Annotated in this window: 11 protein-coding genes; 6 read left to right on the forward strand and 5 right to left on the reverse strand. The window is 72.6% G+C overall.

The window, feature by feature from the left end; genetic code table 11:
* The coding region (locus AC1MIR_RS22420; protein WP_480030409.1) for an MFS transporter at nt 1–844 on the forward strand (844 nt) is incomplete at its 5' end.
* Nucleotides 845–847: 3 nt separating this feature from the next.
* Here AC1MIR_RS22420 and AC1MIR_RS22425 read toward each other — a convergent pair.
* Complete coding sequence (locus AC1MIR_RS22425) at nt 848–1,711, reverse strand: aspartate/glutamate racemase family protein (protein WP_480030410.1); 864 nt, start codon at nt 1,709–1,711, stop codon at nt 848–850.
* Between the two features lie 149 nt (nt 1,712–1,860).
* On the reverse strand, nt 1,861–3,306 hold the full coding sequence (locus tag AC1MIR_RS22430; protein ID WP_480030411.1) for an SDR family oxidoreductase: 1,446 nt from the start codon (nt 3,304–3,306) through the stop codon (nt 1,861–1,863).
* 186 nt (nt 3,307–3,492) lie between these two features.
* On the opposite strand from AC1MIR_RS22430, the gene cysQ reads away from it, so the two are divergent.
* The 4 genes from cysQ to AC1MIR_RS22450 all read left to right on the forward strand — a co-directional run bounded on the left by cysQ (nt 3,493) and on the right by AC1MIR_RS22450 (nt 8,295).
* Entirely contained in the window at nt 3,493–4,290 is a 798-nt protein-coding gene (gene cysQ, locus AC1MIR_RS22435) for a 3'(2'),5'-bisphosphate nucleotidase CysQ (RefSeq protein ID WP_480030412.1), read from the forward strand.
* A gap of 132 nt (nt 4,291–4,422) precedes the next feature.
* The gene (locus tag AC1MIR_RS22440) at nt 4,423–5,973 is read left to right on the forward strand and encodes a hypothetical protein (RefSeq protein WP_480030413.1); all 1,551 of its coding nucleotides are present in this window, start codon (nt 4,423–4,425) and stop codon (nt 5,971–5,973) included.
* Nucleotides 5,966–7,249: a glycosyltransferase gene (locus tag AC1MIR_RS22445; protein ID WP_480030414.1), complete on the forward strand. Its 1,284-nt coding sequence runs from the start codon at nt 5,966–5,968 to the stop codon at nt 7,247–7,249. Before AC1MIR_RS22440 ends, AC1MIR_RS22445 begins: the two co-directional genes overlap by 8 nt.
* 20 nt (nt 7,250–7,269) lie before the next feature.
* Nucleotides 7,270–8,295 carry a glycosyltransferase family 4 protein gene (locus AC1MIR_RS22450; protein WP_480030415.1) on the forward strand — a complete coding sequence of 342 codons (1,026 nt, stop codon included), beginning with the start codon at nt 7,270–7,272 and terminating at the stop codon, nt 8,293–8,295.
* A gap of 6 nt (nt 8,296–8,301) precedes the next feature.
* On the opposite strand, the gene AC1MIR_RS22455 is transcribed toward AC1MIR_RS22450, so the two are convergent.
* The 3 genes from AC1MIR_RS22455 to dnaE form a co-directional block, all read right to left on the reverse strand.
* Entirely contained in the window at nt 8,302–9,441 is a 1,140-nt protein-coding gene (locus AC1MIR_RS22455; RefSeq protein ID WP_480030416.1) for a hypothetical protein, read from the reverse strand.
* Nucleotides 9,438–10,130 (reverse strand): hypothetical protein, encoded by a 693-nt coding sequence (locus AC1MIR_RS22460; protein WP_480030417.1) that lies wholly within the window; start codon nt 10,128–10,130, stop codon nt 9,438–9,440. The genes AC1MIR_RS22455 and AC1MIR_RS22460 overlap by 4 nt, the downstream gene beginning before the upstream one ends.
* A 101-nt stretch (nt 10,131–10,231) precedes the next feature.
* The gene (gene dnaE / locus AC1MIR_RS22465) at nt 10,232–13,675 is read right to left on the reverse strand and encodes a DNA polymerase III subunit alpha (RefSeq protein ID WP_480030418.1); all 3,444 of its coding nucleotides are present in this window, start codon (nt 13,673–13,675) and stop codon (nt 10,232–10,234) included.
* Between the two features lie 37 nt (nt 13,676–13,712).
* Here dnaE and AC1MIR_RS22470 point away from each other — a divergent pair, with 37 nt between their 5' ends.
* Nucleotides 13,713–14,180, forward strand: a complete 468-nt coding sequence (locus tag AC1MIR_RS22470) for a nucleoside deaminase (protein ID WP_480030419.1) — start codon at nt 13,713–13,715, stop codon at nt 14,178–14,180.
* Nucleotides 14,181–14,205 lie beyond the last annotated feature (25 nt).

Consider the following 14,205-nt stretch of genomic DNA (forward strand, 5'->3'; position numbering starts at 1 on the left):
GGCGCCGCCGCGGCATCGCAGCCTGATCTTCTCGGTGAAGCAAGCCGGCGCGCCGATGGGCGGCGTGCTGGCCGGGCTGGTGACGGCGCCAGTGGCGAGCCTGTTCGGCTGGGGCGCGGCGCTGGCGGTCTGCGCCGCGGCGGCCTTCCTGGCAGCGCTTTCCATCCAGGGGCTGCGGCGGGAGCTGGACGCGGAGCGCGATCCCGCGCGCTCGGTCAGCCCGCGCGACGTCTTCGCGCCGCGCACCCTGGCGCTGCCCTTCACCGCCTTGCTGCTCGCGCCGGCGCTGCTCCCGCTGACGCTGCTCGCGGTCTCCTTCGCCATCGTGCAGGGCTGCCTCTTCACCTTCACTGTCACCTGGCTGGTGGAGACGCGCGGGCTGACGCTGGTGGAGGCCGGCGGCGCCTTCGCGGCGATGCAGGGCGCGGGCGTGGTGGCGCGCATCGCGCTGGGCTGGCTGGCGGACCGCACGGGGCGGCCGATCGTGAACCTCTTGGTGCAGGGCTTCGCCGCCTCGGCCGCGGTGCTGCTGCTGGCGGCGCTGCCGCAGGCGCCGGGTGCCGCGCTGGCCGCGCTGCTCGCCGCCGTTGCGGGCTTCGTCGCGGCGAGCTGGAACGGGATCTACCTGGCGGAAGTCGCGCGGCTCTCGCCGAAGGACCGCATCTCGGATGCGACCTCCGGCTCCACGCTGCTGACCTTCCTCGGCTATGTCGCGGGGCCGCTGCTGTACGGGCTGCTGGTGACGGCGAGCGGCGGGTGGCTGGTGCCGATGCTCGCCACCGCGGCGCAGCTTGCGCTGGTCACGCTGCTGGTCGCGCCCGCGCTGCTGCGCGCCAGCCGGTAACGATCAGACGAATTTGCGGCGGCGCGTGCGGCGCGGCGGATCGGCGGGGAAGGCGAGCCCGCTCGCATCCACACCGAGGCCGACCAGCATCTTCGCCTGCGCGACCGCCGCGCCATAGCCTTCCAGCACCGGCACGTCCCAGCCCAGTTCCGCAAGCCGCCGCTGAAGCGGCGCCTGCAGCCAATAGGCCGCCGAGCAGCCGAGGATGAAGCAGTCGGTGCCATCCTCCTCGATCGCCGCGACGGCTTCGGTGACGGCGGCCTCCAGCATGGCTGAGGGCTCGCCGCGAGCGTGGCGCTCGGCTTCCTGCTGCACGTTGATCCGGCCCTCATGGGCGGCGCGGGGCAGGGGGAATTCCAGGTTGCGGATCGAGGCACAGCGATCCTCCATCCGATACAGCTGCACCAGGTCCGCCATGCGGAGATTGTGGTTCTCCGACACGTCGAGGATGGTGAAGCGCCGGCCGAGCAGCGAAGCGGCGTGCATCTGCGCGTGGGCGCAGGCGGTGACGACGACGCGGTGGCGATGCGCGATCTCCCGCGCCTCGAGGAAGCCGGGATCGCCGCCGCCGAGCAGCACCAGCGCGTCCCACCGCCCGCTCGCCGCCTCCTGCCGCACCACGGGCAGGCGGTTCACGCCGGCGATGGCGAATTCCTCGCGCATCTCCACCGGCCAGAAGCCGGGGGAGGCGGGCGCGCCGGGATGCACGTCCCACTCCACGTCCTGAAGCAGCACCGGCAGGCGTGCGGCGTTGCCGAGCATCGTCTCGCGGCTGTTGGCGAAGGTGCCGAGGGTCAGGCCGCCATCGGCGGGCGGCGCATAGGCGCCGATCAGCAGCATCCGGCAGGGCGCGGCCATCATGAGCATCTCTCCTTCCTGCGTCGCGCATCAGCCGCCTGCGGCGGCCAGTTGGCCGCCGAGGCCGCGAATGCGGCCCGCCGCCTGTGCGGCGAAGCCAAGCGCCAGGGGCGCGCCGGCGTCTGAGGGCGAAGTGCGCCAGCACTTCGCGACGCAAATCAATACGCTGAGCGGCCGCCATCGGCGGCGATGGTGGCGCCGGTGATCATGCGCGCGGCATCGGAGGCGAGGAAGACCGCCGTGGCGGCGACATGCTCCGGCTCGCCGACCCAGAAGGGATATTCGCGCAGCCGCCCGACGGGGTCCTGCGGATCGCGCCCGTCGGACTGCGCATCCAGGCCGCCCCATTGGCGGATGATCCGCTCCGTCATCACGCGGCCGGAGGCGATGACGTTCGCGCGGATGTTGTGCTTGGCATAGGTGCCGGCGAGCGCGCGCGTCAGCGACAGGATCGCCCCCTTGGCGGCGGTGTAGACATGGTGCGGGCTGGCGCCGCGCAGCGCCGCGCCGGAGGACATGTTGACGATCGTGCCGCCGCCCGCGGCGATGATGTGCGGGATGGCGTGGCGGCAGCAGAGGAAGGTGCCGCGCAGGTCGAGGCCGATGGTGCGGTCGAACACCTCGAGCGGCACATCCACCACGGTGCCGTCCTCGGGCACGGAGCCGCCGGCGCAGTTGAACAGGATGTCGAGTCGGCCGAAGCGCCCGGCGGCCGCGTTCACCGCCGCGGCGACCTGCTGGTCGGCATCGGGGCCAAGGATGCGCGCGACCCGGCTCTGCCGGCCGGAGGCCGCGACGACGACGCCGTCGCCCACCGCGATGCGGCCGGAGGCGACGGTGCCGGAGAAGCCGCGGAAATCGAGGTTCGGCCGGTTCACCCACTGCACCGGGAAGCGGAAGGGCTTCTGGTCCGCGCCATGCTCCACGTCCACGCCCTCGATATGCGCGAGCAGCGTCGGGCCACGGTACCAGGGCGAGTTGCCGCTCTTCTGCGTGACGTTGTCGCCGAAGCGGGCGGAAACCGGGATCGGCGTCAGCGTCGCGAAGCCGAGGCCGGCGGCGAAGGTCGCCCAGTCGCCGACGATGCGGTCGAAGGTCGTCTCGTCCCAGTTCGCCAGGTCCATCTTGTTCACCGCCAGCACGACATGGCGGATGCCGAGCAGGGAGCAGATGAAGGTGTGGCGGCGGGTCTGGGTCAGCACGCCCTTGCGCGCGTCGCAGAGGATGATGGCGAGGTCGGAATTGGAGGCGCCGGTCGCCATGTTGCGCGTGTACTGCTCGTGGCCGGGCGTGTCGGCGACGATGAAGCTGCGCTTCGGCGTGGCGAAGAAGCGGTAGGCGACGTCGATGGTGATGCCCTGCTGCCGCTCGGCCTCGAGCCCGTCCACCAGCAGGGCGAGGTCCACATCCTCGCCGGTGGTGCCGTGCTTGCGGCTGTCCTTCTCGATGGTGGCGAGGGTGTCCTCCATGATCTGGCGGCTTTCATAGAGAAGCCGGCCGATCAGCGTGGACTTGCCGTCGTCCACCGACCCGCAGGTGAGGAACCGGAGCAGGCCGCGAGCCGCCTGGGCGCCGGAGGGGTGCCCAAGGGGTATCTGGTCCATCGTGAAGCAGTCCTCGACCTTGTCGCGCCGCCCCGCCCCCGGAGGCCGGGACGGCGATGCGGCCCATGGGGTGCAACCTTTGCGCAATGCGGCTATCCCATACCCCAGCACGCGCCCGCAAGATGGGCAGCGCGGCCGGCGGGAAGGCGCCAGGCTGCAGGACCAGTCTTGAGGAATCGCAAACACATGCCCGACACCGCCGTGCTGCTGCCCGAGCTGGTCGCCATCGCCGCCGAAGCCGGCGCCCGCATCGTCGCGATCCGCAGCCGCCCGCATGAGGTCACCGCCAAGGGCGACGGCAGCCCGCTGACCGAGGCCGACCTGGCCGCCGAGGCGATCATCGCCGCCGGCCTGGCGCGCGCCGCCCCGGGCATCCCCGTGGTCTCCGAGGAGGATGCGGCGCGGGCCGACCCGCCGGCGGGCGCGGCCTTCCTGCTGGTGGACCCGCTGGACGGCACCAGGGAATTCCTGGGCCCTTCGGGCGAGTTCACCGTCAACATCGCCCTGGTCGAGGGCGGGCGGCCGGTCTGTGGCGTGGTCTATGCGCCGGCGATCGGGCGGATCTGGCGGGGGGCGCTGGGCCGCGGGGCGGAGGCGGCGGCGCTGGCGCCCGGCGTGGCGCCGGCCGGCCTCGCCTGGGTGCCGATCAAGGCCCGCCCGCGGCCGGCTTCCGGGCTGGTGGCGGTGGCCAGCCGCTCGCATCTCGATCCCGACACCGAGGCCTTCCTCGGCCGCCTGCCGGTCGGCCGCCGGCGCTCGATCGGGTCCTCGCTGAAATTCTGCCTGGTCGCGGAGGGCGAGGCCGATGTCTATCCGCGCCTCGCACCCACCATGGAATGGGACACCGCCGCCGGGCAGGCGGTGCTGGAGGCGGCGGGCGGCAGCGTGACCACGCCGGAGGGCGCGGCCTTCGGCTATGGCAAGACGGCGGCGGGCTTCCGCAACGGCCCCTTCGTCGCCTGGGGCGCGCCGCCGGCGACCTAGGCGGCCCGATGACCGAAGGGGCGCAAGCCCCGGAGGTCTGAATCGGTCCGCCATGCAAGCCACGCGCGAGGTTGACACGGGTGGGCAAAGCGGCGTCAGTCGGCGCGGTCTTGCACGGGGGCGTAAGGGCCGGTGTTCGTCTACCTCGATGATGTGCGCCAACTCGGCCTGGACTGCTTCGCCCAGCTGGCGCCGCGCCGCGGCATCGCCTTCGGCTGGACCATGGTCCCGCGCGGCGTCGAGGGCGCGGTGGACATCGCCGCCGGGCCGGATGCGCCCTGCGCCATCCTGCATGCCAGTTTCCACGAACGCCCCGATGTCGCCATCGCCGATCCGCGCGCATGCGTGGTGCAGGGCTTCACCCTGGTTATCGCGCTGCCCGAGGAGCCGCCCGCCGAGCTGGTGCTGACGCTGGCCGCCGGCGAGGTGCTGATCCGCGCCGACATGCTCTCGGCCGAGGTCGAGCGGACCCTTCCCAGGGCCATCGCGGCGCGGAACTGGGGGATCAACCTGGAGCTGCTGCGCGAGGCGGCACGCGAGCCCGAGCTCGCGCCGCTGATGACGCACCAGAACCGGCCCTTCGGCGCCTTCGCCGACTGGCTGGCCGCGATGCCCGCGGTGCGCGGCCGCGCCACCAACTACGGCCGCATCGCGGAGGCCGAGGCGCTGCAGGCGGCCTCGGGCGAGGTGCTGGCGATGCTGCGCGCCGAAGGCCCGGTGCCGCCGGCGGCGCGGATCGAGGCGGCGGCGATCGGCTGGATGCGCGCCGCCCCCGGCGCGCCGGCGGAGCCGCGCATGCTGGACTTCGCCGAGTGGCACGGCGCCCGGCTGCCCGCCGGCTTTGCGGGCTATGGCCGCATCGGCGGCGCGCTGGCGGACCGGCTGCAGGCGGTGGAGCTGATCGTATACGCCGAGATCGAGGCCGGGGAGGAGGTGTGGCTGCGCTGCCACCCGGCGCCGGCGAGCATCCCGGACCTGCTGGATGCGGCCTGCCGCTCCACCGCGGCGGGGCTCGCCGTTCCGGTGGAGGCCGCCGGCTCGGCCGGGCTCGCGCTGCTGCGCGAGGTGATCGCGCGGCGGGAGGCGGCCTTCGCGCCGATGCTGGAAGCCTTCGGCCGGGTGGCCGCGGCGCCAACGGAGGGCACGCCGCGCACCGCCCTGCTGCTCGGCGCCGACGACCCCATGCTCGCAAGGCTGTTCCATGTGACCGCGCCACTCTTCGCCAGGCATTGCGACCGGCTGCTGCTGATGGGCGCGGCGGCGGACGACATCGCGCAGGCCTTCGACGCGACGGGCCGGCCGGAGGTGCTCGTGGGCGAGGCTGCGGCGGAGGCGCTCAGGCGGGCCAGCGGCACCACCGGCGTGCTGGCGCTCGACGCGCCGGGCTTCGCCGCGGCGGTGATCGCCGACGATCCCGGCGCGGCCTTCGCCGAGGCGCTGAGCGGCGCGGAGCTGGCGCGGCTGCTAGCGCTGCATGCCGTGGCCGGATGCGCGCCGGCGCTGGCGGACAGCCTGCAGCGGCTGCTGCGCGCCCGCCAGGCGAAGGACACCAGGCGGCGCTTCGCGGCGCTGCCGCGCAGCTGGTCCAACCGCCACGCGGCCGAGCCGGTCCACGCCCATCTCGAAAGGCTGTGGTCGGCCGGCGCGGGGACCATGCCCGCGGAGGCGGCGGCGCATGGCTGAGACCCCGCGCAGCGTCTGCGTGCTGGCGCATTCCCACCCCGACTTCTCGAAAGGCGGCGGCGAGATGGCGGCGCATCGCGAATTCGCCGCGCTGCGCGCCGCGGGGCGCCGTGCCGTGTTCGTCGGCGGCTGCGAGACCGGCACCAGCTACGCCGCGCAGCGCCCGATCGAGACCGTGATGGCGCATGGCGAGGACGACTACGTCTTCTCCTTCGCCGGCATGGCGGAGGACCGTCTGGCCTGGGAGGATCCCTGGCAGCGCCGGCTGCTGGTGGAATTCCTCGCCGGCCTCGGCAGCGACGTCTATCACCTGCACCATTACTGGCGGATCGGCGTGGACCTGATCCACGACCTGATGGCGGCGCGACCCGACGCGACCTTCGTCATCACCCTGCACGAGATGCTGGCGATCTGCCTGCATCACGGCCAGATGGTGAAGACGCGCTCGCGCGAGCTGTGCCGGCGGGAAAGCCCGCTCGCCTGCCTCGCCTGCTTCCCCGACCAGACGCTGGAACGCTTCGCCTTCCGCAAGGCGACGCTGCTCTCCGTGCTGCGGCGCTTCGACCATATCGTCTATCCCAGCGCCTTCCTCCAGGGCCGCTACGAGGCCTGGGGGCTGGCCGGCCGGCCCGCCAGCGTCATCGAGAATTTCCTGGGCGACGAGCTGCTGGCCGAGCCGCGGCGGCCGGGCGACCCGCACCGCATGGCGCCGCGCTTCGGCTTCTTCGGCCAGCCGACGCCCTACAAGGGCCTGGACGTGCTGCTGCGGGCGCTGCCGCTGGCGCTGCGCGAGGACCCCGCCATCACACTGACCGTCTTCGGCGCCGACCGCGAGGACGTGCTGCGCCTGTTCCCGATGCTGGAGACGCAGATCGAGGACGCCGGCGCCAACCTCTCCTTTGCCGGGCGCTACGACGCGATGGACGCGGTCGCGCTGATGCGCAGCGTCGGCTGGGTCGTGGTGCCTTCCGTCTGGTGGGAGAACTCGCCGGTGGTGATCCAGGAGGCGCGCCGGGCCGGGACGCCGCTGATCGTCTCCGGCATCGGCGGCATGGCGGAGAAGGCCGAGGCCGGCGTGGACGCGCTGCATTTCGATCGTGGCTCGCCGGTGGATCTCGCGCGGGCGATGCTGGAAGCCGCCGATCCCGCGACGCGGGCGCAGTATGGCGCGAGCCTGCGCGACGTGATCGACCGCGCGGAGTTCCTCGCCGCCCTCGACCACGCCTTCGCGCCGGCCGCGCGCGCCGCCGCGCCGCGCGCCGAGGCGGCCGAATAGAACCGCCCGGGGCCCGCGCCATGCGCAGCCTCGCCTTGGTGATGAGCCATGCGAACCGCAGCATGGGCGGCGCGATGCGGGAGCTGCATCTCTGCGCGGCGCTGCGCGCCCGCGGCGTGGATGCGCGCATCTGGCGCATGCATGAGGGCGCCGGCGCGGAGCAGGAGGACATCCTCGGCGTGCCCGTCCGCTTCTGTCCGGTGGACGCGCCCGCGACGGTGCCGCATCACCTGCTCTCCGCCGCGCTGCGCGACGAGATCGCGGCCTTCGCGCCGGATGCCGTCCTCTACAAGGGGCTCAGCTACCGCATCAACGCCTTCGTCCAGGCGGCGCGGCCGGCCGGCGCGCGCTACGGGCTGATCGTCGGCGGCGCGGTGACCGATCCGCTGGTGGAGGGCGCGGCGGCGATCCTCGGCGAGTACCGCGAGCAGCTGGCCCGGCATTTCCGCCCCGCCCTGCAGGACGGGCGCGCGATGGTGCTGCCGAAATACATCGACCTGGCGCTGGCCGGCGACGGCGTGCCGCCGAAACGGCCAGAGTTCGACATCGTCAATGTCGGCACCTTCGCCGAGAAGCGGAAGAACCAGCCCGCGCTGCTGCCCTTCGCCGCACGCCGCAGGCTCGCCTTCGTCGGCGGCGGCCCGCTGCTGGCCGAGGCGCAGCGCGCCGCGCGCAAGGCCGGCACGGCGGGGAACGTCACCTTCTTCCGCCGCCTGCCGCATGCGGAGGTGTTCGCCGTGCTGCGCCGCGCGCGCGTGATGGTGCACAGCTCCCTCGGCGACGGCCTGCCGCGCGCCACGATCGAGGCGATGGCCTGCGGCCTGCCCGTGGTCGCGCTGCGCGACACGATCGAGGGCGGCATCCCGCCCACCGCCGGGCTGCTCGTCTCGGAGGAGGGGCTGCCGCATGCGGTGGAGCTGCTGCTGGCCGATGACGGGCTGCGCGTGCAGATGGGTCGCGCGGCGCGCAAGCATGTGGAGCGCCATCACGGCCCCGCTGCCATCGCCGCCGCCGCGGAGCAGGCGCTGGCGCTGCTCTCGCGGTAGCGACGGCTATCGCCCGCGCTCCTCGGCGCGCTGCTGCGCCAGGTCGAAGGGCAGCTGGAAAAAAATCTCGTCCCAGCCCCAGAACTGCCGGAGCGAGGTGCGCAGCGCATTAGGCCCGAGCGACGGGCGCCGCCCGTCATGCGCGCTGACGGGCAGCAGCGGCGCCAGCAGGTCGCGCCAGAAATCCGCGGACAGCCAGGCATCCACCACGCTGGCATGCATGCCCGGCGCCAGCGCATCGCGGGTGGGCGCGATGCGGAAGGGCGGCGTGCCGAGGAACACGCCCTCCTTCCCGAAGAAGCGCGCCTCCGCCACCAGGGAGGAGGAGATGCCGACGACGCGGCGCACCGCCTCCTGCCCCATCAGCACATAGGCGTTGTCGGCGACGTCGCGGATGCGGCGCAAGGGCAGGCCGAGGTCGAACAGGCCGAACCCCTCGGGATTGTAGGGATGCGGCTTGTAGAGGATGCGCCCCTCCGGCCCGATGGCGCGGTGGAAGGCGGGGGCGAGGTCGCGCAGGTCGATCAGCCTTCCGCCGGCCAGCAGCGAGCGGTCCACGCGCGTCTGGCCGACCACCAGCACGGCCTCCGTCACCGGCGGGTTGACCGGGATCTTCACCGCCGTCGCGGCGACCAGATCGGCCCAGGGCTCGAAGACATGATCCTCGGCGTGATGCGCGACCAGCGCCTCCAGCACCGCGTCATGGCTGGTCTGCACGGCGAAGAGCAGGTCGGGACCGAAGCGGTAGGGATGGATGTTGAGATCCACCCAGGGGATGCCGAGGCGGTTCAGCAGCCGCTTCTGCAGCTCCGCCAGCTCGAAGCCGATCACCACCGCCGCGCCGTCGAAGGCGGCGGCCAGGCGCGCCGCCGCCGCGCGCGGGAGGTCCGGCGCGTCGAACAGCGCGCCCCATCCCTCGATGTCGGGCGCGACGCCGGCGGCGGCGTAGAAGCCCGGCGTGTCGAAGGCGACCGCGTCCCCGCCAGGCGCACCCCAGGCGAGCGCCTGCACCGGCAGACCGGTCGCGGCGGCGAGCGGGCGGCGCAGCAGGCGGTGCAGCCAGAGGATGTTGCCGATCTGCGAGGGCCGAAACCCCTCGTCCAGCGGGCGCAGGACGTCGCCGGTGACGAGGATGCGCAGCGTCACGCGCGCTCCAGCCGCACCCAGACCAGGCCGAGGCCGATGCGCCGCGTGTCGCGTCGCGGTCCGCGGGACGGGTCCTCGTGCTGGGGCCCGTGCAGCAGCAGCGTCAGCCGCGCACCCGCCGGCAATTCCGGCAGCACGGGCCGCGCCTCGAAGATGCCGACCGTGCCGTCGTTGGAGACCGTGTCGAACACCAGCGGCACGCCGTCCAGGAACAGGTCCTGCTCCGTGATGTCCATCGGCAGGCCGAAGGGCGAGCGGAGACAGATGGTCAGCACCAGCTCCCCACCGCCGAGCGCGGGCAGCAGCAGCGTGGCGCAGCGCGCGGCGCCCGACCATGTCAGCGCGCCGCCCTCGGTCTGCTCGGTCTCCCACCAGCCCTGGCCGATGAAGTCCGGCGCGCCGGGCGTGATGGCGACGGGGCCGGCTTCGGCCGGGGCGGCGGGGCCGAGCGCCGCGGCCAGCCGCGCGGCGGGAATGAAGCGCAGCGGATCGAGGCGCAGCCGTTCCTCCCGCGAAAGCCGCGCTTCCTGCTGCGCGGCTTCCAGCATGTCGAGCCGGGCGGCGGCGCGGGCGAGTTCGTGCAGCACGAATTCGGCGAAGGGCTGCGCCTCGGGCGGCATCGCCTCTACCAGCGGGCCGGCATCCTCGCGCAGCCGCACCAGGTTACGCCGCTCCAGCGCGGCATCCACCAGAAGGGCGACGCGGTCGGGCGAGAGGTCGGGCAGATGGGCGGTCAGCGTCGTGCCTCCGTTGCTGGCAAGGCGGGTTTACCTCAGGCCGCCGGGCCGCTCTACAGTTCCTGCACCTCGGCGACGCCCGGCAGCACCTTCATCGCCTGCATCAGCCGGGGCGAGACGTTGAAGCCGCCGGCCAGCGCGATCTCCACCTCCTGCCCCGGGCCGGTCATCGGCACGAGCACGACGCGCCCCCTGCCCCGCCCCTCGCGCTCCAGCAGGGCGCGGATGGGCTGCACGACGGCGGTCTGCTCGAGCCAGAGCTTGATCCCGCCGGCGATCCCGGCGGCCGCCTTCTCCAGCGGCTCCACATCCTGCGCGGTCAGGCGCAGCGTCTCGCCGTCCACCCGCGCATCGGCGGTGACCACCAGCGCCTGGCCTTCGGCCAGGTGGTCGCCGGCGCGGGCCAGGACCTCGCTGAAGAAGGTCACCTCATAGGCGCCCTGCGCATCGGACATGCGCACGAAGGCCATGCGGTTGCCGGTCTTGGTCTTCATGCTGCGGCTGCTGACGACCGTGCCCGCCAGCTTCAGCCGCCCGCCGCCGCGCGCCCGTTCCGCGATCTGCGCCGAGGAGACGACGCCGAGCTTTTGCAGCGCTCGCCTGTAGGTGTCGAGCGGATGCGCGGAGAGATGGAAGCCGACCGCCTCCGCCTCGAAGGCGAGGCGCTCCAGCAGCGGCCAGTCCTGCGCCTCCGGCAGGCGCAGCGGCGGCGGCGCGGCCTCGGCGCCGAACATGTCGCGCGTGGGATTGGCGCGGCGCTCGGCCGCTTCCTGCGCGGCGCGGAGGATGAACTCGGCGCCCTGCACGACGCGCGCGCGATTTTTCTCCAGAGTCTCGAAGGCGCCGGCCTTCGCCAGGTTCTCGAGCTGCATCTTGTTGAGCAGCTTCGGGTCCACGCGGCCTGCGAAGTCGGAGAGCGAGGCGAAGGCCGGCCCCGCATCGCGCGCCGCGACCAGGTCCTTCATCGCGCCGAGGCCGACGCGCTTGATGGCGCCGAGCGCGAAGCGGATCGCCACCTTGCCGTCCGCCTGCGGCTCCAGCACGAATTCCGCGCCGGAGCGGTTGATGTCAGGCGGCAGCACGGGAATGCCGAGCCGCGCCGCCTCCTGCATGTGGCCCGCGAGCTTGTCCGTGTTGCCGAGGTCGAGCGACATGGAGGCGGCGAGGAAGGCGACGGGATGGTTCGCCTTCAGATAGGCCGTGTGATAGGCGACCAGCGCATAGGCCGCCGCGTGCGACTTGTTGAAGCCGTATTCCGCGAACTTCTCCATCAGGTCGAAGATCTCGCCGGCCTTCGCCTCGGCGACGCCGTTCTTCACCGCGCCATCCACGAAGATCTTCCGCTGCGCCTCCATCTCCGAGCGGATCTTCTTGCCCATCGCGCGGCGCAGCAGGTCGGCGCCACCGAGGCTGTAGCCCGCCAGCTCCTGCGCGATCTGCATCACCTGCTCCTGGTAGACCAGGATGCCGTAGGTCTCCTGCACGATGTGCATGATGGCCGGATGCGGCGGCTGCCACGCCTCGCCATGCTTGCGCTGGCAATAGGCGGGGATGTTCGCCATCGGGCCGGGACGGTAGAGCGAGACGGCGGCGATCAGGTCCTCGAAGCGGTCGGGACGCATCATGCGCAGGCAGTCGCGCATGCCCTGGCCTTCGAACTGGAACACCCCGGCGGCGTCGCCCTTGGCCAGCATCGCATAGGTCTTCGCGTCATCGAGCGGCAACGCCGCGAGGTCGAGCGTGATGCCCTGCGTCTTCAGCAGCTCCACCGCGCGTTCCAGCACGGTCAGCGTCTTGAGGCCGAGGAAGTCGAACTTCACGAGCGAGGCGTTCTCGACATGCTTCATCGAATACTGGGTGATGAGCATGTCGGACCGCGGGTCCTTGTAGAGCGGCACGATCTCGGCCAGCGGCTTGCGGCCGATCACCACGCCCGCGGCGTGGGTGGAGGCGTTGCGGTAGCAACCCTCGATCTGCTGCGCGATCTCCAGCAGGCGCGCGACCTGCTCGTCGTTGTCGCGCATCTCCTGCAGCTTCGGCTCGCCCTCGATCGCCTGCGACAGCGTGACGGGCTTCGCGGGGTTGAACGGGATCAGGGAGGCGATGCGGTCCACCTGGCCATAGGGCATGCCTAGCACGCGGCCCACGTCGCGCACCGCCGCCTTCGCCTGCAGCTTGCCGAAGGTGATGATCTGCGCGACGCGGTCCGCGCCGTATTCGCGCACCACGTACTGGATCACCTCGTCGCGCCGGTCCTGGCAGAAATCGATGTCGAAATCCGGCATCGAGACGCGCTCGGGGTTCAGGAAGCGCTCGAACAGCAGGCCGAAGCGCAGCGGGTCGAGATCGGTGATCAGCAGCGCCCAGGCGGCGACGGAACCGGCGCCCGATCCGCGGCCGGGACCGACGGGGATGCCGTGCTGCTTCGCCCATTGGATGAAGTCCGCGACGATCAGGAAGTAGCCGGAGAAGCCCATCTTCTCGATGACGGAGAGCTCGTAGGCCAGGCGCTCGCGATAGATTGCCCGAGCCGCCTCCGCCGTTTCCTGCGCGTCCAGCCGCCGTTCCAGCCCCTCCCGCGCCATGGCCGCAACCGTCTCGGCCTCGGTCATGCCTGGCCGTACCTTCGGGCAGATCGGCAGCTCCGGCTTGCGGCTTTCCGCCATCACCGCGCAGCGCCGCGCGATGGCCAGCGTGTTGTCGCAGGCCTCCGGCAGGTCGGCGAAGAGGTCGCGCATCACCGCGGCCGGCTTGAACCAATGCTCGGGCGTCACGCGGCGGCGGTCCTGTTCCGCCAGCACGCGGCTTTCGGCGATGCAGAGCAGCGCGTCATGCGCCTCGTACATGCCGGTCCTGGCGAAATACACGTCGTTCGCCGCGACGATGGGCAGCCCCGCCTCGTCGGCCAGGCGGAGCAGCGCCGGCTCGATCGCGCGCTCCACCGCCAGGCCGTGGCGCTGCAGCTCCACCACCAGGTCGTCCTGCCCGAATCGTTCCTTCAGTTTCGCGAGCAACGCAGCGGCGGCGTCGCGCCGGCCTTCCGACAGCAGGCGCCCGAGCGGGCCGGTGGTGCCGCCGGTCAGCAGGATCAGCCCCTGCGCGTGCGCGCCGAGCATGTCCAGCGTGACGCAGGGCTGGCCGGAGGGATCGCTGCCGAGGAAGCCGGCGGAGGAGAGCCGCTGCAGGTTCTCGAGGCCCTGCGCATCCTTGGCCAGCGCCACGATCGGGTCGGGCCGGCTGAAGCGCGGATCGGCCGCGCGCCCGGCATCCTCGGTGGCGGAACGAGACAAAAAGAACTGGCAGCCCATGATGGGCTGGATGCCCTTGCCGGCGCAGGCCTGGGCGAATTCCAGCGCGCCGAACAGGTTGGCGGTGTCGGTCAGCGCCACGGCCGGCATGCCGTCGTCCTTCGCGAGCGCCGGCAGCTTCTCCGCCTTGATCGCGCCTTCCGACAGCGAATAGGAGGAATGGACGTGCAGATGGACGAAGGAGGACATCGCCCCCTTCCTAGCACGGACCGGCCGGAGATTCGCGATGCCCGACGACCTCGCCCTGCTGCGCCGCGCCATCGCCCTGGCCGGAGAGAGCCGCGCCGCCGGCCAGCACCCCTTCGGCGCCTTGCTGGCCGATGCCGAGGGCCGCGTGCTGATGGAATCGGGCAACGGCTTCCACCCGCATGGCGACGGCACCGCCCATGCCGAGCGCCTGGTCGCCACGCGGGCCTGCATCGAACTGGCGCCGGGGCTGCGCGCCGCGGCGACGCTCTATTCCAGCGCCGAGCCCTGCGCGATGTGCGCCGGCGCGATCTACTGGGCGGGAATCGGCCGCGTGGTGTTCGGGCTGTCGGAGAAGCGCCTCAAGGCGATGATCGGCCCGCATCCGGAGAACCTGACCATGGACCTGCCCTGCCGCGCCGTCTTCGCCGCCGGCCAGCGCGCCATCGGCGTGGAAGGCCCGCTGCTGGAGGACGAGGCGGCCGTGGCGCATCACGGCTTCTGGTAGACACAGTGGCGGCCAGCGAAGCTGG

This window comes from Falsiroseomonas sp. RANM36 (genome assembly GCF_056682175.1).

Bases quoted from the DNA above. Each gene is read 5' to 3' on its own strand.
- AC1MIR_RS22425 (WP_480030410.1), bottom strand. From the start codon at position 1,711: ATGCTCATGATGGCCGCGCCCTGCCGGATGCTGCTGATCGGCGCCTAT.
- AC1MIR_RS22430 (WP_480030411.1), bottom strand. From the start codon at position 3,306: ATGGACCAGATACCCCTTGGGCACCCCTCCGGCGCCCAGGCGGCTCGC.
- cysQ (WP_480030412.1), top strand. From the start codon at position 3,493: ATGCCCGACACCGCCGTGCTGCTGCCCGAGCTGGTCGCCATCGCCGCC.
- AC1MIR_RS22445 (WP_480030414.1), top strand. From the start codon at position 5,966: ATGGCTGAGACCCCGCGCAGCGTCTGCGTGCTGGCGCATTCCCACCCC.
- AC1MIR_RS22450 (WP_480030415.1), top strand. From the start codon at position 7,270: ATGCGCAGCCTCGCCTTGGTGATGAGCCATGCGAACCGCAGCATGGGC.
- dnaE (WP_480030418.1), bottom strand. From the start codon at position 13,675: ATGTCCTCCTTCGTCCATCTGCACGTCCATTCCTCCTATTCGCTGTCG.
- AC1MIR_RS22470 (WP_480030419.1), top strand. From the start codon at position 13,713: ATGCCCGACGACCTCGCCCTGCTGCGCCGCGCCATCGCCCTGGCCGGA.